The 22632-nt window shown below is 59.1% G+C and carries 20 protein-coding genes, 1 other RNA gene and 1 pseudogene; 12 read left to right on the top strand and 10 right to left on the bottom strand.

The window, feature by feature from the left end; translation table 11 throughout:
* Positions 1-187 precede the first annotated feature (187 nt).
* Together dnaK and grpE are read right to left on the bottom strand one after the other, a co-directional pair.
* Positions 188-2104, bottom strand: coding sequence for a molecular chaperone DnaK (dnaK, locus tag AC1RDQ_RS26840; protein WP_057716483.1), 1917 nt, complete (start codon positions 2102-2104; stop codon positions 188-190).
* Positions 2105-2206: 102 nt separating this feature from the next.
* Positions 2207-2773: a nucleotide exchange factor GrpE gene (grpE, locus tag AC1RDQ_RS26835; RefSeq protein WP_007988694.1), complete on the bottom strand. Its 567-nt coding sequence runs from the start codon at positions 2771-2773 to the stop codon at positions 2207-2209.
* Positions 2774-3013: 240 nt separating this feature from the next.
* On the opposite strand from grpE, the gene recN reads away from it, so the two are divergent.
* Positions 3014-4687, top strand: coding sequence for a DNA repair protein RecN (gene recN / locus AC1RDQ_RS26830; protein WP_492588600.1), 1674 nt, complete (start codon positions 3014-3016; stop codon positions 4685-4687).
* 76 nt (positions 4688-4763) lie between these two features.
* Here the strand turns inward: recN and fur are convergent, their stop codons facing one another.
* Entirely contained in the window at positions 4764-5168 is a 405-nt protein-coding gene (fur, locus tag AC1RDQ_RS26825) for a ferric iron uptake transcriptional regulator (protein WP_003197684.1), read from the bottom strand.
* A 97-nt stretch (positions 5169-5265) separates the two neighbouring features.
* Here fur and AC1RDQ_RS26820 point away from each other — a divergent pair, with 97 nt between their 5' ends.
* Complete coding sequence (locus tag AC1RDQ_RS26820; RefSeq protein WP_057716485.1) at positions 5266-5793, top strand: outer membrane protein assembly factor BamE; 528 nt, start codon at positions 5266-5268, stop codon at positions 5791-5793.
* Positions 5794-5854: 61 nt separating this feature from the next.
* Here the strand turns inward: AC1RDQ_RS26820 and AC1RDQ_RS26815 are convergent, their stop codons facing one another.
* The 3 genes from AC1RDQ_RS26815 to AC1RDQ_RS26805 are packed head-to-tail and all read right to left on the bottom strand — an operon-like array spanning position 5855 to position 8007.
* A complete protein-coding gene (locus AC1RDQ_RS26815) occupies positions 5855-6169 on the bottom strand; it encodes an RnfH family protein (protein ID WP_492588599.1) in 315 nt (104 codons plus the stop codon).
* On the bottom strand, positions 6162-6596 hold the full coding sequence (locus AC1RDQ_RS26810) for a type II toxin-antitoxin system RatA family toxin (RefSeq protein ID WP_057716487.1): 435 nt from the start codon (positions 6594-6596) through the stop codon (positions 6162-6164). The genes AC1RDQ_RS26815 and AC1RDQ_RS26810 overlap by 8 nt, the downstream gene beginning before the upstream one ends.
* 7 nt (positions 6597-6603) lie before the next feature.
* Positions 6604-8007, bottom strand: a complete 1404-nt coding sequence (locus AC1RDQ_RS26805; RefSeq protein WP_492588597.1) for a sodium-dependent transporter — start codon at positions 8005-8007, stop codon at positions 6604-6606.
* 118 nt (positions 8008-8125) lie between these two features.
* On the opposite strand from AC1RDQ_RS26805, the gene smpB reads away from it, so the two are divergent.
* Positions 8126-8608 (top strand): SsrA-binding protein SmpB, encoded by a 483-nt coding sequence (gene smpB, locus AC1RDQ_RS26800; protein WP_008057382.1) that lies wholly within the window; start codon positions 8126-8128, stop codon positions 8606-8608.
* A 115-nt stretch (positions 8609-8723) separates the two neighbouring features.
* On the opposite strand, the gene AC1RDQ_RS26795 is transcribed toward smpB, so the two are convergent.
* Positions 8724-9491 (bottom strand): GntR family transcriptional regulator, encoded by a 768-nt coding sequence (locus tag AC1RDQ_RS26795; RefSeq protein WP_102669034.1) that lies wholly within the window; start codon positions 9489-9491, stop codon positions 8724-8726.
* Positions 9492-9752: 261 nt separating this feature from the next.
* On the opposite strand from AC1RDQ_RS26795, the gene AC1RDQ_RS26790 reads away from it, so the two are divergent.
* The 8 genes from AC1RDQ_RS26790 (at position 9753) to ssrA (ending at position 18920) form a co-directional block, all read left to right on the top strand.
* Complete coding sequence (locus tag AC1RDQ_RS26790) at positions 9753-11447, top strand: lactate permease LctP family transporter (RefSeq protein WP_057716490.1); 1695 nt, start codon at positions 9753-9755, stop codon at positions 11445-11447.
* 150 nt (positions 11448-11597) lie between these two features.
* Positions 11598-12422 carry a (Fe-S)-binding protein gene (locus AC1RDQ_RS26785; protein WP_492588596.1) on the top strand — a complete coding sequence of 275 codons (825 nt, stop codon included), beginning with the start codon at positions 11598-11600 and terminating at the stop codon, positions 12420-12422.
* Positions 12419-13876, top strand: a complete 1458-nt coding sequence (locus tag AC1RDQ_RS26780) for a LutB/LldF family L-lactate oxidation iron-sulfur protein (RefSeq protein ID WP_090453019.1) — start codon at positions 12419-12421, stop codon at positions 13874-13876. Before AC1RDQ_RS26785 ends, AC1RDQ_RS26780 begins: the two co-directional genes overlap by 4 nt.
* On the top strand, positions 13873-14544 hold the full coding sequence (locus tag AC1RDQ_RS26775) for a LutC/YkgG family protein (RefSeq protein ID WP_102669031.1): 672 nt from the start codon (positions 13873-13875) through the stop codon (positions 14542-14544). The genes AC1RDQ_RS26780 and AC1RDQ_RS26775 overlap by 4 nt, the downstream gene beginning before the upstream one ends.
* Positions 14541-17351, top strand: a complete 2811-nt coding sequence (locus AC1RDQ_RS26770; RefSeq protein WP_492588595.1) for an FAD-binding and (Fe-S)-binding domain-containing protein — start codon at positions 14541-14543, stop codon at positions 17349-17351. Before AC1RDQ_RS26775 ends, AC1RDQ_RS26770 begins: the two co-directional genes overlap by 4 nt.
* 192 nt (positions 17352-17543) lie before the next feature.
* A complete protein-coding gene (locus AC1RDQ_RS26765; protein ID WP_090453013.1) occupies positions 17544-17816 on the top strand; it encodes a PA2433 domain-containing protein in 273 nt (90 codons plus the stop codon).
* 334 nt (positions 17817-18150) lie between these two features.
* Entirely contained in the window at positions 18151-18429 is a 279-nt protein-coding gene (locus tag AC1RDQ_RS26760; protein ID WP_057716496.1) for a PA2433 domain-containing protein, read from the top strand.
* Positions 18430-18523: 94 nt separating this feature from the next.
* Positions 18524-18920, top strand: a transfer-messenger RNA (tmRNA) gene (gene ssrA / locus AC1RDQ_RS26755).
* Positions 18921-19016: 96 nt separating this feature from the next.
* Here ssrA and AC1RDQ_RS26750 read toward each other — a convergent pair.
* The 3 genes from AC1RDQ_RS26750 to pmrG all read right to left on the bottom strand — a co-directional run bounded on the left by AC1RDQ_RS26750 (position 19017) and on the right by pmrG (position 21322).
* Complete coding sequence (locus AC1RDQ_RS26750) at positions 19017-19280, bottom strand: hypothetical protein (protein ID WP_492588593.1); 264 nt, start codon at positions 19278-19280, stop codon at positions 19017-19019.
* Positions 19281-19791: 511 nt separating this feature from the next.
* Positions 19792-20619: a phosphatase PAP2 family protein gene (locus tag AC1RDQ_RS26745; RefSeq protein WP_492588592.1), complete on the bottom strand. Its 828-nt coding sequence runs from the start codon at positions 20617-20619 to the stop codon at positions 19792-19794.
* Positions 20620-20650: 31 nt separating this feature from the next.
* Positions 20651-21322 carry a lipopolysaccharide core heptose(II)-phosphate phosphatase PmrG gene (gene pmrG, locus AC1RDQ_RS26740; RefSeq protein ID WP_492588590.1) on the bottom strand — a complete coding sequence of 224 codons (672 nt, stop codon included), beginning with the start codon at positions 21320-21322 and terminating at the stop codon, positions 20651-20653.
* A gap of 259 nt (positions 21323-21581) precedes the next feature.
* Here pmrG and AC1RDQ_RS26735 point away from each other — a divergent pair.
* A pseudogene (locus AC1RDQ_RS26735) lies at positions 21582-22595 on the top strand (methyl-accepting chemotaxis protein); the annotation flags it as partial.
* Positions 22596-22632 lie beyond the last annotated feature (37 nt).

Below are 22632 nucleotides of genomic sequence, written 5' to 3'. Positions count from 1 at the left end.
TCTTTGATTCTTGCGGTACTTGCGGCACGAAAAGCAGGAGCATTTCCGGCCATACCACCAGCACGTGAACGCTGTCGCATGCTGTAAAAATTCGCGTATTCCAGATACGCCAACGCGGGAGCAAGCTCCCGCGCGGCGACATCCTACCAGTCACCGCCTAAAGGCAGTCAACCGGCCGACCAACAACTTACTTGTGGTCTTTGACTTCTTCGAACTCGGCATCGACAACGTCGTCAGCCTTTTCCGCCTTGTCGTCGTGCGGTGCCGCGCCTTCAGCAGGCTGAGCCTGTTCGGCGTACATCTTCTGCGCCACTGGAGCGGAGACTTTCGACAGCTCTTCAACCTTGGCGTCGATAGCAGCCTTGTCGTCGCCTTTAACGGCGGCTTCCAGGGCAACTACGGCAGCTTCGATTGCAGTCTTCTCTTCAGCGGTCACTTTATCGCCGGCGTCGGAGACCATTTTGCGAGTCGAGTGAACCAGTGCATCACCCTGGTTACGGGCAGCGGCCAGCTCTTCGAACTTGCGATCTTCCTCGGCGTTAGCCTCGGCATCACGCACCATGCGCTCGATTTCTTCGTCGGACAGACCGGAGTTGGCCTTGATCACGATCGACTGAGTCTTGCCGGTAGCCTTGTCCTTCGCACCTACGTGCAGGATGCCGTTGGCGTCGATGTCGAAGGTCACTTCGATCTGCGGCACGCCACGTGGAGCTGGTGGAATGTCGGCCAGGTCGAACTTGCCCAGGGACTTGTTCTGTGCGGCTTGCTTACGCTCGCCTTGCAGCACGTGAATGGTCACGGCGCCCTGGTTGTCGTCGGCAGTCGAGAACACTTGCGATTTCTTGGTAGGAATCGTGGTGTTTTTCTCGATCAGCGCGGTCATCACGCCACCCATGGTTTCGATACCCAGGGTCAGCGGGCTGACGTCGAGCAGCAGAACGTCCTTCACGTCACCGGCCAGTACCGCACCCTGGATGGCAGCACCCATGGCAACCGCTTCGTCCGGGTTGACGTCTTTACGAGCTTCTTTACCGAAGAACTCGGTTACCAGCTTCTGAACCAGTGGCATACGGGTCTGACCGCCCACCAGGATCACGTCGTTGATCGCGCCAACGTCGATACCGGCATCTTTCATTGCGATGCGGCAAGGTTCGATGGTGCGCTGAACCAGGTCTTCCACCAGCGCTTCGAGCTTGGCGCGGGAGATCTTCACGTTCAGGTGCTTAGGACCGGTGGCGTCTGCAGTGATGTACGGCAGGTTCACGTCGGTCGACTGGCTCGAGGACAGTTCGATCTTGGCTTTTTCAGCAGCTTCTTTCAGGCGCTGCATGGCCAGCGGGTCGCCCTTGAGGTTCATGCCGCTTTCTTTCTTGAATTCGTCGACGAGGTAGTCGATCAGACGAATGTCAAAGTCTTCACCGCCCAGGAACGTGTCACCGTTGGTGGCCAGTACTTCGAACTGGTGCTCGCCATCGACTTCAGCGATCTCGATCACGGAAACGTCGAAAGTACCGCCGCCCAGGTCGTAAACGATCACGGTGTGATCGCCCTTGGCCTTGTCCATGCCGTAAGCCAGAGCAGCTGCGGTTGGTTCGTTGATGATACGTTTTACGTCCAGGCCAGCGATGCGGCCGGCGTCTTTGGTCGCCTGGCGCTGGCTGTCGTTGAAGTAGGCCGGAACGGTGATCACCGCTTCAGTCACGGTCTCGCCGAGATAGTCTTCGGCGGTCTTCTTCATCTTCTTCAGGATTTCAGCCGAGATTTGTGGCGGCGCCATTTTCTGGCCGTTCACTTCAACCCAGGCGTCGCTGTTGTCAGCCTTGACGATCTTGTAAGGGACCATCTGAATGTCTTTCTGCACGACTTCTTCGTCGAAACGACGACCGATCAGACGCTTCACCGCGTACAGGGTGTTGTGCGGATTGGTCACGGCCTGACGCTTGGCCGACTGGCCAACCAGGATTTCGCCATCGTTGGCGTAGGCGATGATCGACGGCGTGGTACGCGCGCCTTCAGCGTTTTCAATAACTTTTGCCTTGCCGTTTTCCAGCACGGAGACGCAGGAGTTGGTAGTCCCCAGGTCGATACCGATAATTTTGCCCATGTTCACTCTCCCGAAACTTTGGATTTGGTTGCCGCAGCAGTGGTGGCTAACTGCGGTAGCACTTAAACGCTTGACTTATAAATGGGGGCCTTGCGGCGGATTTCAAGCCTGCTCGTCAATCGAAGGCGAAACCGGCGCAGGCGCCTTGCTGACCACGACCATCGCCGGGCGCAACAGGCGACCATTGAGCTGATAGCCCTTCTGGAACACCTTCAGAACGCTGTTAGGCTCGACATCGGCGCTTTCCTGCATGGCCATTGCCTGATGCTGAACGGCGTTGAACGGTTCGCCATGCGGATCGATCGCTTCAAGCTGATAACGCTTGAGAGTGTCGTGGAACATTTTCAGGGTCAGCTCGATGCCTTCACGCATCGGACGAATGCTTTCGTCGTCCGGGCTGGACAGTTCCAGGCCACGCTCCAGGCTGTCGACGATCGGCAGCAGGTCGCCGGCGAATTTTTCCAGCGCGAACTTGTGAGCCTTCTCCACATCCTGCTCGGCGCGACGGCGGACGTTCTGCAGATCGGCGGCTACACGCAAAGCCTGATCCTGAGCGCCTGCCAGTTGCTCTTCGAGCACTTGTACACGAGCCGCCAGGTCTTCACCCGAAGCCTCGGGCGCCTGGTTGGCGTCTGGGTTTTGCGTATCCACTGTCTGTTCGTCAGCCATAGATTTCTCCTTTCAATATCGTCCGCGAGCTCGACTCGCGCTTCTGCCCAGCTATATGGGGCCGCAAAATCCGGCTTCAAGGGGGCCCGATCATTAACCCTACAAAAAACAACTGCATTTTCATTCCCGCCCGCGATAAGGGTTTCGTCGGACCAAGCCAATCGAGCTAACGAGGGGCATTGTCAGCCAGAAACAAAACACTGTATAAATAACCAGACCTAACACCTGGGAGCGGCCCATATGCTGGTGCACCTGTCCGTACACAACTACGCCATCGTTGAACATCTCGATCTCGAACTCGATCGCGGGATGAGCGTGATCACCGGGGAAACCGGCGCGGGCAAGTCGATCATGCTCGACGCGCTGGGCCTTACCCTGGGTGATCGCGCCGACAGCGGCGTGGTCCGCCCCGGCGCGGACAAGGCCGATATCCTGGCCACCTTTGATCTGGCCGACATTCCGGAAGCCAGCGCCTGGCTGGCCGAGCGTGACCTCGAAAACGACGGCCCGTGCATCCTGCGCCGGGTAATCACATCCGAAGGACGCTCGCGTGGCTACATCAACGGCACGCCCTGCCCGCTTGGCGACCTCAAGGCGCTGGGCGAGCTGCTGATCGACATTCACAGCCAGCACGAACACCAATCCCTGCTCAAGACCGATACTCACCGCCGCCTGCTCGATGAATATGCCGGCGCGACCGACCTTGCCCGCCAGGTTCAGCTCGCCGCCCAGCGTTGGCGCCAGACCCGCCAGGAACTGGAGCGACTCTCCAACTCCGGCGATGAGCAACGCGCCCGCCATCAGTTGCTCAGCTATCAACTCGAAGAACTGGAAAACCTTGGCCTTGGCGACAACGAGCTGGAGCAGCTCGAGCAGGAACACAAGAACCTGACCAACGCCGAGACCTTGCTCGGGATCTGCCGGCAAGTCGTCGAGCAATGCAGTGAAAGTGATTCCGGGAATGTACTGAACGCCCTGACCGCCAGCCTCAACCGCCTGTCGAGCGTGAACAGCTCGATCGGTGCGCTGGGCGAAGCCAGCAGCTTGTTGACCAGTGCACAGATCCAGGTTGAAGAGGCCGTGGGCGAACTGAACCGCTTCCTCGACAACTTCGACGCCGATCCGTCGCGCCTTCAATACCTTGAAGAGCGCCTCGACGCGATCTATACCCTGGCGCGCAAACACCGCATCCAGCCGACCGAAGTTGCCGAGATGCAGCAGAAACTGCTGGATGAAATCGAAACCCTCAACGCCAACGACGAATCCATCGAGAGACTGAGCGACGAACTGTCTTCATACGCTCGCCATTATCAGGAAAAGGCTCGCGAACTGAGCGATCTGCGTCATCAAGCCTCGAACAGCCTGGCCAGCGCCGTGGAACAGGAGATCCAGCGCCTGGGCATGCCTGGCGGGCGCTTCACCATCGAGTTACGCCCAAACAGTAGCGACGAGCTACTCCCTAACGGACTTGAACAGGTTGAACTACTGGTCAGCGCCAACCCGGGCCAACCATTGAAAGCCTTGGCAAAAGTTGCATCCGGAGGCGAGCTGTCACGGATCAGCCTGGCGATCCAGGTGATCACCGCGCAGACATCTCGCGTTCCCACTCTAGTGTTCGACGAAGTGGACGTTGGTATCGGTGGTCCGACTGCAGAAATCGTCGGCCAGCTGTTGCGTCGCCTCGGCGAGCGCGGGCAGGTACTGACCGTGACCCACTTGCCGCAAGTGGCAGCGCAAGGCCATCAACATCTATTTGTGCATAAAGTGCGCGGCGAAGATGCCACCCGCACGGCCGTTTCCAGATTGAGCAAAAACGACCGCATCGAAGAAGTCGCACGGATGCTGGGCGGCATCGACCTCACCAAGGAATCCCTGGCGCATGCCAAAAAAATGGTGGTGGCCGCAAAAGCCTGAATAAAGGCAGAAAGCACGAAGGCGACCCTGGGGTCGCCTTCGTTCGTTTCGCGAACTGAATGTTCGCGCGACATGCTTACTTTTTCTTGCGCACGTACAGCACCAGATTGTGATCAACCATCTCGAAGCCATACTTGTCGACGATTGCTTTCTGAAGCCGCTCGATTTCTTCATCGAAGAATTCGATCACTTCGCTGGTTTCGACGTTGACCATATGGTCGTGATGCTTTCCGTCGTCCAGTTCGAAGACCGCATGGCCTCCGTCGAAGTTGTGCCGCACCACAAGGCCAGCTGCCTCGAACTGGGTCAGAACACGGTAAACCGTGGCCAGACCGACGTCCTCACCAGCCTCCATAAGGGCCTTGTAGACATCCTCGGCACTCATGTGGCGCTGCTCGGCGGAATCGAGCATTTGCAGAATTTTGACCCGTGGCAGGGTCACTTTGAGGCCGGCTTTGCGTAGTTCGCTATTTTCAACCATGGTCAGCTTTCTCGCGATGCTGCTTCGCAGCTTCTCTTAATGCGGGTATGATCGGCGTTTACGTTGTCCCAGCCAAGATAGTGGAAGTCGCCCACCGATGCAAAACACCAAGCTCTTGCTAACCAGTTTCACCTTTGTGGGACTGCTCGCACTCGCCGGTTGTTCATTCCCCGGGGTTTACAAAATCGACATCCAGCAGGGCAATGTCGTCACGCAGGACATGATAGACCAGTTACGCCCGGGAATGACCCGCAAGCAAGTACGGTTTATCATGGGCAACCCTCTGCTGACTGACACGTTCCATGCCGATCGCTGGGATTATCTGTACAGCCTGCAACCGGGTGGCGGTGAACGCCAACAGGAACGCATTAGCGTTATCTTCAACCCAAATGATCAGCTTGTCAGCCTCTCCGGTGATTTCATGCCAGGCGTGAGCCGGGACGAAGCCATTCTCGGCAAGGACAGCGGCACGACAGTGGCTGCCCCGGCAGAAAACGTCGAGAAGCCAAAACCGGAAAAACCGGTCAAGCCAGGTTCGCTGCTGGATCAGATCCAGAAGGACGTCGACGGCGTAGAAACCGTTCCGGTCCCGACGCCGGAGCCACTGGACACCTCGCCGCAATAATTTGCGACGCAATAAAAAGCCCGGCATGCCCGGGCTTTTTATTGTCTGGCGTTCAAGCCACTCACTGATTCCGCGCTTTGGCCTCGGCAGCTTTCGCCGCGCGCAGTCGGCGCACCTCTTTCGGATCGGCCAGCAACGGGCGGTAAATCTCGATGCGATCCCCGGCCTGGACTACCCGACTCTCCGGGTCAGCGACCACCTTGCCGAAGATCCCCACAGGGCAACGGGTCAGATCCAGCTCCGGAAACTCTTCAGCCACGGCCGACCTGAGCAAGGCCGCCCGCACGGTCGTTCCGACAGGTACGGCCACTGTCAGCAGCACCTGACGGTCTACGGCCGCGTAGACCACCTCGACTTCAATCATGACCTCAACCATGTATCTGCTTGGCGCGCTGGCAGAACGCATCCACCAAAGTGTTGGCCGCCTGATTGAACAGCGGCCCCAAGGTGGCGCGAACCAGCGGCCCGGCATAATCGAACGACAGATCGAGGCTGATCTTGCAGGCTTTGTCGGTCAGCGCCTTGAATACCCAGATGCCATGCAATTGGGTGAAAGGGCCCTCTTCGAGGTTCATTTCGATCGACTGCCCCGGAATCAACGTGTTGCGCGTTACGAAATGCTGACTGAGGCCACCCTTCGCCACGCCGACACTCGCCCGCATATGCTCAGGTGAGCTCTCCAGGACTTCGGCGGACGAGCACCACGGCAGAAACTCCGGATAGCGCGCCACGTCGTTGACCAGGTCATACAGCGCTTGCGCCGGGTACGGCAGCAAGGCCGAACGTGAAATGTGTGTCGTCATGTCAGCGTCACTTCCACAGCTGGGCGGCAAACACTACGAGAATGCCGATGGGCGCCACATAGCGCATCAAGAACAAGGACAGGCCAAACAGCGCAGGGTTACGGATCGACAACTCGTCGCGCACCGCTTCACGCCCCATGATCCAGCCCGCAAACACCACGAAACACAAACCGCCAAGCGGCAGCATGAGTCGCGAGGTGAAGAAATCGATCACGCCAAAGAAGTCGAGGCCACCGGTCGCTCCCCATTGGTAGAGGTGGAACATCCCGCCTTCGTTCACGAAGAATTTGGCCTCCTTCCAGATATTGAAGGAGAACACCGTACCCAGGCCAACAAACCAGCAGCTGAACGCCAGCCAGAAGGTGACCCAGGCACGACTCACTTTAGTGCGCTCGACCAGGTAGGCCACCATCGGTTCCAGCAGGGAAATCGCCGAACTCCAGGCAGCGACCGCCACCAGCACGAAGAACACAACACCCATCAATTGCCCGAACGCTACGTTACCGAAGGCAAACGGCAGGCTGACGAACATCAGCCCCGGCCCTTCGCTCGGATTCAGGCCCGCCGCGAAAACAATCGGAAACAACGCCAGGCCGGCCACCAGGGAAACGAAGGTGTCGAGCAGCGCCACGCCGACAACCGTCCCTGAAATCGATGAGTTCTTCGGCATGTACGCACCGTAGATCATGATCGAGCCAACGCCCACGCTCAGGGAAAAGAACGCATGCCCCATCGCGGGCAACAAGCCGTCCATGACCTTTTCCGGGTGGAAGTCGAACATGAAATGCACGCCTTCCATGAAATGACCGGTGGTCATGCTGTAGCCCAGCAGCACGAGGATCATCACGAACAACAACGGCATCATGATGCGCAAACTGCGTTCAAGCCCGGCAACCACGCCCTTGGCGATCACCACCGCTGACAACAGCATGAAAATCGAGTGCCAAAGTGTCAGGCGCCAGGGATCGGCGATCACATTGCCGAAGTAAGCCCCCACTTGATCAGGCGTCGCGCCCTGGAAGTCGCCACGCCCCATGTCGATGATGTAGTCCAGCGACCAGCCGCCAACCACACTGTAGAACGACAGGATCAGCAATGCCGTGATCATCCCGGCAAACGCGCCCCAGGACCATTTGGCCGAGTGCCCCGCCTCGACCGCCAGCATCTTCAAGGCATTGGCCGGACTCTGCCGGGCACGCCGGCCGATCAGGGTTTCCGCCAGCATGACCGGCACGCCGATCAATGCGATACAGGCCAGGAACATCAGCACGAAGGCGCCGCCGCCATAGACGCCGACCATGTACGGGAATTTCCAGATACTACCCAGCCCCACGGCCGAACCGGTCGCGGCGAGTATGAAGACCCAGCGGCTAGCCCAACTGCCGTGGACAGAAACCTTGTCTGTCGACATCGTTATCACGCCCAAGCGTTCAAAAAAGAGGCCGCATTGTCCGGGATTCAATCAACCTGCTCAAGCACGTAGCAACACCGTAGCCGACTCGCGTGCAACTCCCTATAATGCCGCCCCTATGGCTAAACAGAAGAAACACCCAACAGGGACCATCGCGCAAAACAAAAAGGCGCGACACGATTACTTCATCGAACATCGTTTCGAGGCTGGTCTGGTCCTGGCCGGCTGGGAAGTAAAAAGTCTGCGGGCAAGCAAACTGCAGCTGGTTGACAGCTACGTACTGCTCAAGGATGGCGAAGCCTGGCTGCTCGGCAGCCACATTACGCCCCTGACGACCGCCAGTACCCACGTCATTGCCGATCCGGTGCGCACCCGTAAATTGCTGCTCAACCGGCGCGAGCTGGAAAAGCTGGCCGCGGCCGTGCAGCAAAAGGGTTACGCCTGCGTGTGCCTGTCCTGGTACTGGAGCAAGCACATGGTCAAGTGCGAGATCGCTCTGGGCAAGGGCAAGAAGGAATACGACAAGCGCGATACCGAGCGCGAACGCGACGCCGGTCGCGAGTTGCAGCGTGCGGTGCGCAACAAGGGCAAGGAAGACTGACTCTTTCGCCTTGAGGCCCCTTCGCGGGCAAGCCCGCTCCCACAGGGTTTCGGTGTACCTGTGGGAGCGGGCTTGCCCGCGAAAGCAATCTCACAAACGATATGGAACCGACTGGCTACATCCCCTTGCGCCGTTCCGCCCGGGCCACGCGCTGCACTTCCTGACGCACCTCCTCCAGTACCTCCTGCACATACAGAATGTGCCGACTGGACACTTCCCGCGCCTGCTCCGCCCGCCCTTCGATAATCGCCTGATACAACTCCCGATGCTGCGTGATCAGCATGTCGCGGGTTTCAGTGCGCTGCTTGTACATGCCACCGATGTTGGTCACCACGTTGCGCTTGAGCAGGTCGAACAGCCCGCGAATGGTGTGAAGCAGCACAGCATTGTGGCTGGCCTCGGCGATCGCCAGGTGAAAGCTTGCGTCCGCCGCACCCTCTTCGGCACGACTCACCTCTTCGTGACGCGAATAGCAGTCCTGTAATTCGTTGAATGCCGCGGTCAGTCGCTCGCGATCCACATCGGTGGCACGCAACGCGGCGTAGTAGGCGCAAGACGCTTCCAGCGTATGCCGAAACTCCAGCAGATCGCGCTGTGCCTCGGGGTTGCTTTCCAGCAGCTGCAACAAGGGATCACTGAAGGTGCTACCCAGCGACTCCACCACATAGTTGCCGCCGCCCTGGCGACTGACCAGCAGGCCTTTGGCGGTCAGCTTCTGAATGGCTTCGCGCAATGAAGGGCGTGACACGCCAAATTGTTCGGCCAACGCACGTTCGGCCGGCAAGCGCTCACCCGCTTTCAGCGTGCCCTCGAGGATCATGCCCTCAAGCTGCTCGACAATATCGTCAGACAAACGGCGCTGACGAATCTGATCAAACCCCATAACTCGATTACTCCACGATCCGACGGCTCGCCGGGGCTCTATTCTGGCCTATCGGCGCCGCGCCAGCACCTGCCACAACGAATTTGGTCTTACCAGGCAGGCGACCTGCGGACTTTGCATTCGACAAAAGTTTTAGGGCGGCAAATTGACACACCGCCTACAAGGCTTTTACCCTAGCCAACAGCGATTGTAAATTGGTCTTACCAATTATCCAAGAACGCTGATCAGTGCCTGACCAACAACAATTAGGGGCCACCCCATATGCAAACCTGGCAACAGCTCTATACCCCGCTTGGCAGCCTCGGCTTGTCCGCACTCGCCGCCGTCATCCCCATCGTATTTTTCTTCCTGGCTTTGGCCGTGTTCCGCCTCAAAGGACATGTGGCCGGCAGCATCACCCTGGCCTTGTCGATCCTGGTGGCGATCTTCGCCTTCCAGATGCCGGTCGATATGGCGTTCGCCGCCGCCGGGTATGGCTTCGCTTATGGCCTGTGGCCGATCGCCTGGATCATCGTGGCAGCGGTGTTCCTCTACAAACTGACGGTCAAGAGCGGGCAGTTTGAAGTCATCCGCAGTTCGGTTCTGTCGATCACCGATGACCAGCGCCTGCAGGTTCTGCTGATCGGTTTCTGCTTCGGCGCCTTCCTCGAAGGTGCAGCCGGTTTTGGCGCACCCGTGGCGATTACCGCTGCGCTGCTGGTAGGACTTGGCTTCAACCCGCTGTACGCCGCCGGCCTGTGCCTGATCGCCAACACCGCGCCGGTGGCCTTCGGCGCCCTGGGCATTCCGATCATTGTTGCCGGGCAAGTGACCGGTATCGACGCGTTCAAGATCGGCGCCATGACCGGCCGCCAACTGCCGCTGCTGTCGCTGTTCGTGCCGTTCTGGCTGGTGTTCATGATGGACGGCCTGCGCGGCGTACGGGAAACGTGGCCGGCAGCGCTGGTGGCCGGCTTGAGCTTTGCCGTCACCCAGTACTTCACCTCGAACTTCATCGGCCCGGAACTGCCGGACATCACCTCGGCCCTGGCCAGCCTGATTTCCCTGACCCTGTTCCTGAAAGTCTGGCAACCAAAACGCGCCGCCGGCCAACACATCGTCGGCGCTGTCTCGGCCTCCGTGGTGAGCGCCAGCGTCGGTGGTTTCGGCCAGAAGCGCACCACTGTGGCTTCGCCCTACAGCCTTGGGGAAATCTTCAAGGCATGGTCGCCGTTCCTGATCCTGACCGTACTGGTCACCATCTGGACCCTGAAGCCGTTCAAGGCGATGTTCGCCGCCGGCGGTTCGATGTACAGCTTCGTATTCAACTTCGCCATCCCGCACCTGGACCAGATGGTGATCAAGGTCGCACCGATCGTAGTCGCGCCAACCGCCCTTCCGGCAGTGTTCAAACTGGACCCGATTTCCGCCACCGGCACGGCGATTTTCTTCTCGGCGCTGATCTCGATGCTGGTGCTGAAGATCAATATCAAAACTGGTCTGACCACTTTTAAAGAGACCTTCTACGAACTGCGCTGGCCGATCCTGTCCATCGGCATGGTGCTGGCGTTTGCCTTCGTCACCAACTACTCGGGCATGTCTTCGACCATGGCCCTGGTGTTGGCAGGCACCGGTGCAGCGTTCCCGTTCTTCTCGCCGTTCCTCGGCTGGCTGGGCGTATTCCTCACCGGTTCCGATACCTCGTCCAACGCGCTGTTCAGTTCGCTGCAAGCGACCACTGCGCATCAGATCGGTGTCAACGACACCTTGCTGGTGGCGGCGAACACCAGTGGTGGCGTGACCGGCAAGATGATCTCGCCACAATCGATCGCCGTGGCTTGTGCCGCGACCGGCCTGGTGGGCAAAGAATCGGATCTGTTCCGCTTCACCCTCAAGCACAGCCTATTCTTTGCAACGATTGTCGGCTTGATCACGTTGGCCCAGGCCTACTGGTTCACCGGCATGCTGGTGCACTAAGGGCTACAAGCAACACGATAAAAACCGACGCCGGGCCACGCCCCCGGCGTCCGCTATTCACACCCCGGTCTGTAAGGCTGCTGAAAGCTACCGGCTCTATATTCAGCAGCCTCAACAGACGAATAACCGGGACCACCCGGAGACCGCCTGATGAGCGAGCTTTTTTACAACGCCGTGCCGAATGCGACCCGTGTCGCCCCGCCACTGCCCGAGCCTCGGCAATACCCCAGCGAGAAACCGTCACGGGTCTACCTGTTCGGGACCTGCGTGGTCGATTTGTTCTACCCGGAAGCCGGGATGGATGCGATCCACCTGCTGGAGCGCGAAGGCATTCGTGTCGAGTACCCGCAAGGGCAAAGCTGCTGCGGCCAACCGGCCTACACCTCGGGTTACACCGAACAGGCTCGGACCGTGGCGCGCTCGCAACTGGCGCTGTTTGCCGGCGACTATCCGGTGGTGGTGCCGTCAGGCTCTTGTGCAGGCATGCTGCGCGAACATTACGCCGACTTGTTCAAGGACGAGCCGGAAACGTTGAAACAGGTCCAGGCCCTGGCGGCCAGAACCTACGAGCTGGCCGAGTTCCTGTTGTTTGTCTGCAAGGTGCAGCTCAAGGACGGCGGCGAGCCCGTGAAAGTGGCGCTGCACACCTCGTGCTCGGCACGCCGTGAAATGAACACCCACCTGCACGGCCGCGAGTTGTTGGCGCAGTTGAGCAATGTGGAGCGGGTCAACCACGATCACGAAAGTGAATGCTGTGGCTTTGGTGGGACATTCAGCGTCCGTATGCCAGACATTTCCGGCGCGATGGTGGCTGACAAGACCCGGGCGCTGAAGGAGTCCGGCGCGCACAAGGTATTGAGTGCCGACTGCGGCTGTTTGATGAACATCAACGGCTCGCTGGAAAAACAGCAGGAAGCGTTGCGCGGTCAGCATCTGGCCAGCTTCCTCTGGCAGCGAACCGGAGGTGTGAAATGAGCACCTCGACGATTATTCCTACGGTTGCCGTAGAAGAAGATTTCCGCACCCGCGCCCACAACGCACTGGGTGACCCGCAATTGCGAAGCAACTTTCGCAAGGCGATGGATTCACTGATGACCAAACGGGCAGCCGCTTTCAGCGATGCCCATGAAAGAGAACACTTGCGCGCACTGGGCAATGCAATCCGTGCCCGCGCGCTCTCCAAGTTGCCCGACCTGCTCGAGCAACTGGAACAGAACCTGACCCGCAACGGTGTGACAGTGCACTGGGCGGAAACGGTGGACGAGGCCAATGGCATCGTCCTCTCGATCATCCGCGCTCACGAGGGGCGGCAAGTGATCAAGGGCAAATCGATGGTCAGCGAAGAGATGGAGATGAACCATGTCCTCGCTGAACAGGGCATTGAATGCCTGGAATCGGACATGGGCGAGTACATCGTCCAGCTCGACCACGAGAAGCCTTCACACATAATCATGCCGGCAATCCACAAGAACGCCGGTCAGGTCGCGTCCTTGTTCCACGACAAACTTGGCGTGGAATACACCAAGGACGTAGACCAACTCATTCAGATCGGCCGCAGAGTCCTGCGGCAGAAATTCTTCGAAGCGGACATCGGCGTCTCCGGTGTCAACTTCGCCGTGGCCGAAACCGGCACTCTGCTGCTGGTGGAAAACGAAGGCAACGGTCGCATGACCACCACGGTGCCACCCGTGCACATCGCCGTCACCGGTATCGAAAAAGTCGTGGAAAACCTGCGTGATGTGGTGCCGTTGCTGTCGCTGCTGACCCGTTCAGCCTTGGGCATTCCGATCACCACCTACGTCAACATGATCTCCGGTCCGCGCAAGGAACATGAACTCGACGGCCCGCAGGAAGTGCACCTCGTACTGCTCGATAACGGCCGCAGCCAGGCCTTTGCCGACAGCGAGTTGCGCCAGACCCTGAACTGCATTCGCTGTGGCGCCTGTATGAATCATTGCCCGGTGTACACCCGAATCGGCGGCCATGCCTATGGGGAGGTTTACCCCGGGCCTATCGGAAAAATCATCACCCCGCACATGGTCGGCCTGGCAAAAGTCCCGGATCACCCGAGCGCCTCGTCGCTGTGCGGTGCCTGCGGTGAAGTGTGTCCGGTGAAAATCCCGATCCCTGCTTTGCTGCGGCGCCTGCGGGAAGAAAACGTCAAGGCCCCGGACAGCCCCCATCAAGTGATGCGCGGCCAGGGCAGCAAGTATTCGCGCAAGGAGCGGTTCATCTGGAACGCCTGGGCCAAGCTCAACAGTTCGCCGACGCTCTATCGCCTGTTCGGTTTCTTTGCCACCCGTTTGCGCGCCCTTACGCCGAGCAATGTCGGCCCGTGGACGCAAAACCACAGCGCACCGAAACCCGCTGCCCGCTCATTGCATGACATGGCCCGCGAGCACTTGGCCAAACAGGGAGACCGCCGATGAGCGCCAAACAAAATATCCTCGCCAAACTGCGTAAAAGCCTGACAGGTACCACGCCGGTGGCCGACAACTTTGATGTCGATCTGGTGACCCAGCCTTACACCTACGCGCCAGAGCAGCGCATTGCGCAACTGCGCAAATTGATGGAAGCGGTGCACACGGAAATTCATCTGACGTCCGGCCAAGAGTGGCCGACGCTACTCGCGCAGTTGCTGCAGGACCGCCAGTTGCCAAGCCTGCTGATCGCACCGACAACGCCCCACGGTCAACGGATCACGCAGCACTGGGCGAATAATCCCGGCCTGCCAATGCTGAAAGCCTACGACCGCCCGGTTGAAGAATGGAAAGCCGAGCTGTTCAACGACACCCCGGCGAGCATCACTGGAACCCTCGGCGCCATCGCTGCCACGGGTAGCCTTATTCTCTGGCCGACCCGGGAAGAACCGCGCCTGATGAGCCTGGCGCCACCGGTGCATTTCGCCCTGCTCAAGGCCAGTGAAATTCGCGACAACTTCTATCAGGTGCAACAGGAATTCGAATGGGCCCAGGGCATGCCGACTAACGCACTGCTGGTGTCCGGCCCGTCGAAGACCGCCGACATCGAGCAAGTGCTGGCGTACGGCGCCCACGGTCCGAAAGACCTGGTGGTGCTGATCCTGGAGGACCAATGAGTCTACCGGCCGCTTTCCTGCGTGATGCACAGCAACTGATTCCCCAAGAGCGACGTTTCGACGACCCGCTGTCGACCCTGGCCTTCGGCACCGACGCCAGCTTCTATCGTTTGATTCCGCAACTGGTGATCCGCGTCGAGTCCGAAGACGAAGTGGTGGCACTGCTGCAACTGGCGCAACGGGATCAGGTGCCGGTGACTTTCCGCGCCGCCGGTACCAGTCTGTCCGGCCAAGCCATCAGCGACTCGGTACTGATCGTGCTGGGGGATAACTGGAACGGTCGTGAGATCCGCGGCCAAGGCACGCAAATCCGCCTGCAACCGGGGGTGATCGGCGCCCAGGCCAACGCCTGGCTGGCACCGTTCGGACGCAAGATCGGTCCGGACCCGGCCTCGATCAATGCCTGCAAGATCGGCGGGATCGTCGCCAACAATGCCAGCGGCATGTGCTGCGGCACCGCGCAAAACACCTATCACACCCTGGCCGGCATTCGTCTGGTGCTGGCCGATGGCAGTCGTCTCGACACCGAGGATGCCGCCAGCGTCACGGCGTTTCGCCAAAGCCACGCCGCGCTGCTGGAACGCTTGGCGATCCTGGGCCGCGAGACCCGCGCAAATACCGAGCTGGCTGCGAAAATTCGCCACAAATACCGCCTGAAAAATACCACCGGCCTGTCGCTCAATGCCCTGGTGGATTTCGACGAGCCTGTGGATATCTTGAGCCACTTGCTAGTGGGCTCCGAAGGCACACTCGGGTTCATCAGTGCCGTGACCTACGACACCGTGATCGACCACCCGAACAAGGCCTCGGCCCTGATTGTGTTCCCAGATGTCGAGACCTGCTGCAATGCAGTGTCTGTGCTGAAAAGCCAACCAGTGTCGGCCGTGGAACTGCTGGACCGGCGCAGCCTGCGCTCGGTACAGAACAAACCCGGCATGCCCGCTTTCGTACAGCACCTGTCGAACAATGCCTGTGCACTATTGATCGAATCCCGCGCCGCGTCGTCCACTTTGCTGCACGAGCAACTGGCGCAGATCATGGCGTCGCTCAAGGCGTTCCCGGTGGAAAAGCAGGTCGACTTCACCGAAGACCCGCAGGAAAACGCCCGTCTCTGGGCCATCCGCAAGGACACCTTCCCCGCCGTCGGCGCCGTGCGCAAGACCGGCACCACGGTGATCATCGAAGACGTCACCTTCCCGGTCGAACAACTGGCCATCGGCGTCAACCGCCTGATCGAACTGTTCGACAAACATCACTACGACGAAGCGATCCTTTTCGGACACGCCCTGGAAGGCAATCTGCACTTCGTCTTCACCCAAGGCTTCAACAGCCCGGAAGAAGTCGCACGCTATCAGGCGTTCATGGACGACGTGGCGCAACTGGTGGCGGTGGAGTTCGGCGGTTCGCTGAAGGCTGAACACGGCACCGGACGCAACATGGCGCCGTTCGTTGAACTGGAATGGGGCAGCGATGCCTACCAGTTGATGTGGCAGCTCAAACGACTGCTCGACCCCAATGGCATTCTCAACCCGGACGTGGTGCTCAGCGAAGATCCACAGATCCACCTCAAGCACCTCAAGCCCTTGCCCGCTGCTGACGAGATTGTGGACAAGTGCATCGAATGCGGCTTCTGCGAACCGGTCTGCCCGTCAAAAGGCCTGACCCTGAGCCCGCGTCAGCGCATCGTGATCTGGCGCGACATTCAGGCGAAGAAACGCGCGGGCATCGATACGTCCGAACTCGAAGCCGCCTACGACTATCAAGGCATCGATACCTGCGCCGCCACCGGCCTGTGTGCACAACGTTGCCCTGTAGGCATCAATACCGGCGAGCTGGTGAAAAAGCTGCGCAGCCGGAAGGCGACGCATACGAAAACCGCGAACTGGCTTGAAGGACATTTCGCCACGGCACTGCAAGGTGCACGCTTCACCCTGCACGTGGCCAATGGTGCGCGGATGTTGCTGGGGGCACCGAGATTGGCGAAGTTGTCGGCGACGTTGACGCGCCTGTCCAAGGGCCAGGTCCCGCAATGGACCAACGCCATGCCCCAGCCTGAACGGCCGATTCGCTTCAGCCCGACGGTGACGGACGCGCGCCCGCGCGTGGTCTATCTGGCGGCCTGCGTATCCCGCGCCATGGGCCCGGCAGCGGGCGATACGGAGCAAATGTCGCTGCACGACAAGACCCGAGGCCTGCTGGAAAAGGCCGGCTACCAGGTAGTGTTCCCGGACAACCTCGACAACCTGTGCTGCGGCCAGCCATTCGCCTCCAAAGGCTACGCCGAGCAAGCCGAGCACAAACGACAGGAACTGATCGGCGCCCTGCTCCACGCCAGCCGTGGCGGGCTCGACCCGATCTACTGCGACACCAGCCCATGCACCTTGCGCCTGGTTCAAGACCTCGGGGAAGTCCGTTTGGACCTGTACGACCCGGTGCGCTTCATCCGCACACACCTGATGGATCGCCTGGACTTCACGCCTCAGGAGGCGCCGATCGCCGTACACGTAACCTGCAGCACCCAACACCTCGGGGAAAGCCAGGCGTTGATCGACCTGGCGCGCAAGTGCAGCAAAAACGTGGTCATTCCCGAAGGTATTCACTGCTGCGGCTTCGCCGGCGACAAGGGCTTCACCACGCCAGAGCTGAACGCCCATTCGCTGCGCACGCTCAAGGATGCGGTGCAGCAGTGCAGCGAGGGGATTTCCACCAGCCGTACCTGCGAGATTGGCCTGACACAACACGGCGGAATCGACTACCACGGACTAGTCTATCTGGTGGACCGCGTTACCCAGGCCAGGGTGACCTGATGACGAGGCCTCAAGAAAGGCGCATTCAGGCGCCTGTCTAGTCGTTTCTTGTGGGCATCAACACAGAAAAACAGAACCCTGACGTGTCGCCGCAGTCCACCGATCAAGTCCCGCCAATGCGGGACTTTCCCAACACTCGGTAGACCGATTTGATGGCCAGCAATGCCTGGCCATCAGTTCAAGGAGAAACACATGAATCGTTCTGTGCTGTTAGGTCTGTTCGTTACTGCTTCCATGCTGGCTTCCACTTCATTTGCCGCTGAAGACCTTTGCGCGGTCAACCTGAAAACCATCGAAAACGGCAAGGCACAGATTCCTCCGGAAATGACTGACCAGGTAAAAGCCTCCGTCGAGCAAGCCAAAGCCGACCAGGCAAAAGGCACCAAGGAAGGCATTGATGATTGCATCGCCGAGACCAACGACATTATCAAGGCCGTCACCGACTCGAAAAAAGGCGCCAAGTAACTCGGCTCAAGGCCAACCTTCGGGTTGGCCTTCCGGGCCGCGTTGGCGTACATCAACAACGGAGTACTGGCAGCCGGGAGCTCAAAGCCCGGCCGTGCCCGATACGAAGCAAACCAAAACCTGCCAGTTGCGGGTTTTGTTGCATCTGGGGGGCTGGATACGTGTAACCGCCCGCATCGCTGCAGAAGCTCGACACATTTTCTGAGAAAACCGAATTCTTGCGTTGAATCGTAGTCTTTGAGGTAGGCCCCATCAGATCGGGCGGACTTTTCGGGCTCGGCTTGGCCGTCTACTCATACGACAGCACCGAGACCATCAGCTCAAGGAGATACCCATGAAACGCACCACACTCGCTGGCCTGTTCATTGCTGCTGCCATGCTGGCCTCTCCTGTATTTGCTGCGGACAACAACCTCTGTACGAGCAAGCTGCAAGAGCTCAAAGGCAAAGTGAATGCGCTGCCGGCGAACTCCGCAAACACCACGATGGAGATCAAAAGACTGATGTCCAGCGCCGAAGCCTCACAAGCCTCCGGAGACGACAAAAAATGCGTCACCGAGGCCACCCAGGCATTGGCGCTCGCTGACAGACAGAGCACCCAACCAAACCCATGATCTGTGGTGGCCAACCTACGGGTTGGCCTTCCGGGGCGTGATGACGTACACTGTATATGCCTGCTGCTCACTTGATTCACAGAGCATCAGGCTCGGGGCCGTTTAGGATTCGACGCCGGTTGCGAAACTTTAGGTGCATGCCGAGTTGGTAACAGAACTCGTAAATCCACTGTTGCAACTACTTATAGTTGCCAATGACGATAACTACGGCCAGGAATTCGCTCTCGCTGCGTAAGCAGCCTTAGCCCTGAGCTTCTGGTACCTTCGGGTCCAGCAATCACCAGGGGATGTCTGTAAACCCAAAGTGATTGTCATATAGAACAGAATCGCCGTGCAGTACGTTGTGGACGAAGCGGCTAAAACTTACACAACTCGCCCAAAGCACCCTGCCCGTCGGGTCGCTGAGGGTTAACTTAATAGACACGGCTACGCATGTAGTACCGACAGCGGAGTACTGGCGGACGGGGGTTCAAATCCCCCCGGCTCCACCAATTGAGACACCAACGAAGCCCGCCCCGTGCGGGCTTTCTTGTTTCTGGCTGTATCGCTAGCCCTGCAACCGTCTGAAACAGGACCCACGCCAACGATCAGTACTTGATATCCCGGGCTGTGCGACGGGTATCCTGCTTGGTGCTGCGCTTGTCCTGGCGACATTCCACGTTGCTCTTGTCATTGCCCTTTCTGCACTCATCCTTGGTTTGCCGGGCAGTGGATCGCCCTTCCTGCCTGGTATCGCGAGCTTCACGCCGCTGTTCACCCTGCTCGGTCGCGAAGACGGGTAGCGTCACCCACTGCACGCCAGCGGCGATGAGCAGCGTCGCCAGGGCTTTCAAGTAGTGCTTGCGAATCATGACTTTTCTCCAATTCAACATCGCTCGGTCGCTTCGTTCGCTCCCCCAGGATTTCAGCGAAAACGTGAGTTACATCGTACGCCCACAACTCACAAAAGCACTTTGTGGCAGGTAAAATCTGACGATAGGGTCACATGGACAGTCGCGCAATGCCGCTATGTGCATGGTTGCAATATGGGCACCGGCCCGAACCTCCTTGTTTCCAGGTAGTGGCGTCGAGTCGATGCCTGACAGACAAACCGGTCGGAAGCAGACTTTGCCGCGGATCATTTGCCGTAGCTATGCCGCAAGCTCTGGTACAAGGCTTTGATCCAGATGAATTTTTCTTCACCCCACGGTTGCGTTACTGCCTGTACATTGCACTCGCTCATTCAAGAAACTACGGTTTGCCCGCCCTCCCGCGGGCTTTTTTTTGTCTGCGAATTCGCAATTCGAGACTCACTGAAGGTTTCCTCGAGCAACAAAAAACCCGCCCCCTTTCGAGATGCGGGTTTTGCGGTTCAACACCAATTCAATTCGCTGCCTGGATCTGAGTCGCCGCCACCGGTTGTTGCGCTTTGGAGAGCACGGGCTGTTCCAGCCTCGCTCGCCCGTAGAATGCCAGCGCCGTCAGTAAACACGCCAGCCATACGAAGATCCCGGCCCAGAAGGTGTGGGACATGTAGTGCCAACCTTGCAATACCCGCGTGGTGCCATAGATGAAACCGAGGGTCAGCGAGCCGTACATGATCGCTTTCGAATAACGCCAGCGATAACGGCGAGCCACGAAGTACAACGCCAGCATGGTGAAACCGCCCGATGCATGTCCGCCCGGCCAGCAGCGCCCCTCACCGGCGACTTTCAACAGGTCGAAATTTTCATACCACTCGATGTGCTCCATTTTGCCGCCGTACAGGGTCGTCTCGATCGGGCAATACACGCTGGTGTGGCCCTTGAGGTAGTGAATGACCCCGGTGCTGATGGAGAACGCGAACACCACGTAGAGAAAGTCGCGTCGATGGCGATTGGCAAAGCGCAGCACCGGTGCGACTTTGATTTTTTCCAGGAAGGCGATGATTTTCGAGTGCTTTTCAGTCTTCAGGCGCGGCCAGAGAAACGACAGCAAGGCACCGATAATCGCCATTTCTCCGGTCCAGTTCGGAATGATCCGCGCCCATTTGTGGGTGATTTTTTCGAACAGATGGACCTGGTCCAACGGGTACGTCTGCGTCACCGGATCAAAAAAGTAATTGTTGAAGGCGATGTCGATGCTGGTCATGTCGAACATCAGGAACACCGCGACCGCGCAGGCCAGCGGAATACCAAAATTCACCCAGTAAAAGCGGGAAGCGGTCTGCATGCTCAGTCCTGATTCAAAGGGATGGTGAAATTCAACGGGTCGTCACCGTCGGCCAATCCGATGCTTCGATAAAGCCAAGCATGCGCGGAGTCTGCGGCGTTTCGGCGGAGATAAACAAAGAAGCCCCGTAACCCAGGGTCGAAGTCGGCAAATGGAGGTCTTTTTCCATTTGGTCCATGCATTCGCTGTGGGTCACCAGAATCAGGTTACGTCCGGCCACTTTGTGCGCCAATGCGTCGCGCAGCATGGTGCCCCGGCAACCGATCAGCCAGTCTTCGCCCGTGCCGACCTTGTTGAACATGAAGTTGGCGGTCTGCGCCGTACGCAGGATCGGGCTGTTGTAGATATCGGCCTTGTCCAGGCCCAGGTTCTGGAAATGCGCACCGACACCCATGGCGACACTGCGCGAGCGCTCGGTAATGCCATCGTTGCCAACCAGGCAAGGCGCCGAGGAGTGATCGCAGCGCTCGACGTGGCGCACCAGAACGATCAGGTCGCCCTTGGCCCACCCGGTCATCAACGCCTGTGCACCGGTCACATTGCCGTGAGCCAGGTCCGCAACGGCGGCAGGTCGCAGCAAGAACAGCACCAACGGGATCACCAGCAACGCCGAGACCAACACCACCGCAGCGTTGCGATAACGGGCGAAGCGGTTCAGATCGATCGAGCGTTTTACCCCAAAAAGACTCAGTCTTAATTCCACATCAAGCCGCCTCGCCGGCACGCACTACCTCATCAGATACCGGCAGGTTAAGGAAACGCGCGTCGGTGGCTGGTGAAACCCATGTGAAAAAAAGCTTAAAGCCGCTGTAAAAGTCTTGTTACAGAACCATGCGGAAAAAACCTTTCAGCTCCCGGGATTGCTGCCGATACATCCTGCTTACACCGCTTGGCGGCTTCCAAAAAAAACAATCTTCCAGCCAACCGACGATAAAGAAGTACCAAGTTCCTGGAGGAATGAGATGAATAGCTGGTTCGGCAACATCAGCGTGAACTTGAAACTGGGCCTGGGGTTTGGCCTGGTCCTGGCACTGACCTGCGTCCTGGCCCTGACCGGCTGGACCAGCCTGGGCGGGTTGATCGACCGCAGCAACTGGATGAGCGACATCACCCAGCTCAACGCCGGCCTGACCAAGCTGCGCGTGGTTCGCCTGCAATACATGCTGACCAACGGCGACGAAACCGCCGCGCAGAACGTGCAGACCACCCTCGACGCCTTCTCGGCCCAGCAGCAAGCCCTGCTGGCGAAGTTCAAAAGCCCGGAAAACCTCAAGCTGCTGCGCGAGCAAGGCGCCGTCATCGACGCCTACAGGACGTCCCTGGGCAAGATGCGCAGCGCCTATCGCGCCGGCAACAGCGCCCGCGACGCCATGAGTGCCAACGCCGAAACCGCCAACACGCTGATCAATGACATCAATACCCGCGTGCAGCAAATGCCGTTGAGCGACCAGCGTTTCGAACAGTTCCAGGCCATAACGGCTGCCAAGGAAGCGTTCCTGCTAGCCCGCTACGAAGTGCGCGGCTACACCGCCAGTACCAATGCCGAGACCGAGCAAAAAGCCGTCGGTCAACTGGACGCCGCCATCGCCAGCCTGAAACCGCTGAACGTGCATTTCGCCGATTCCCAACAAGACGCCTTGCGTCAGCTGGAAACCGCGCTGGGCAACTACCGCAGCGCCTTGCAGACCTACAAGGCCGCCAGCAATGACGCGGTGCAGGCGCGTAAGGAAATGACCGAACAGGGCGCCGCCATCGTGTCCCAGAGCGATCAGCTGTACCAGATCCAGCTCGACCGCCGTGACGCCGAAAGTGCCCAGGCCCGTACCCTGCAACTGATCAGCACGTTGCTGGCACTGCTGGTGGGCGTCATTGCCGCCGTGATCATCACTCGCCAGATCACCCGTCCATTGCGCGACACCCTGGCGGTGGTCGATCGCATCGCCAGCGGTGACCTGTCCCACAATGTGCTGGTCACTCGCCGTGATGAACTCGGCGTGTTGCAGCAAGGCATCG

This window comes from Pseudomonas sp. GW823-FHT02E01 (assembly GCF_058797535.1).
This window is presented reverse-complemented; position numbering and strand designations above follow the sequence as displayed.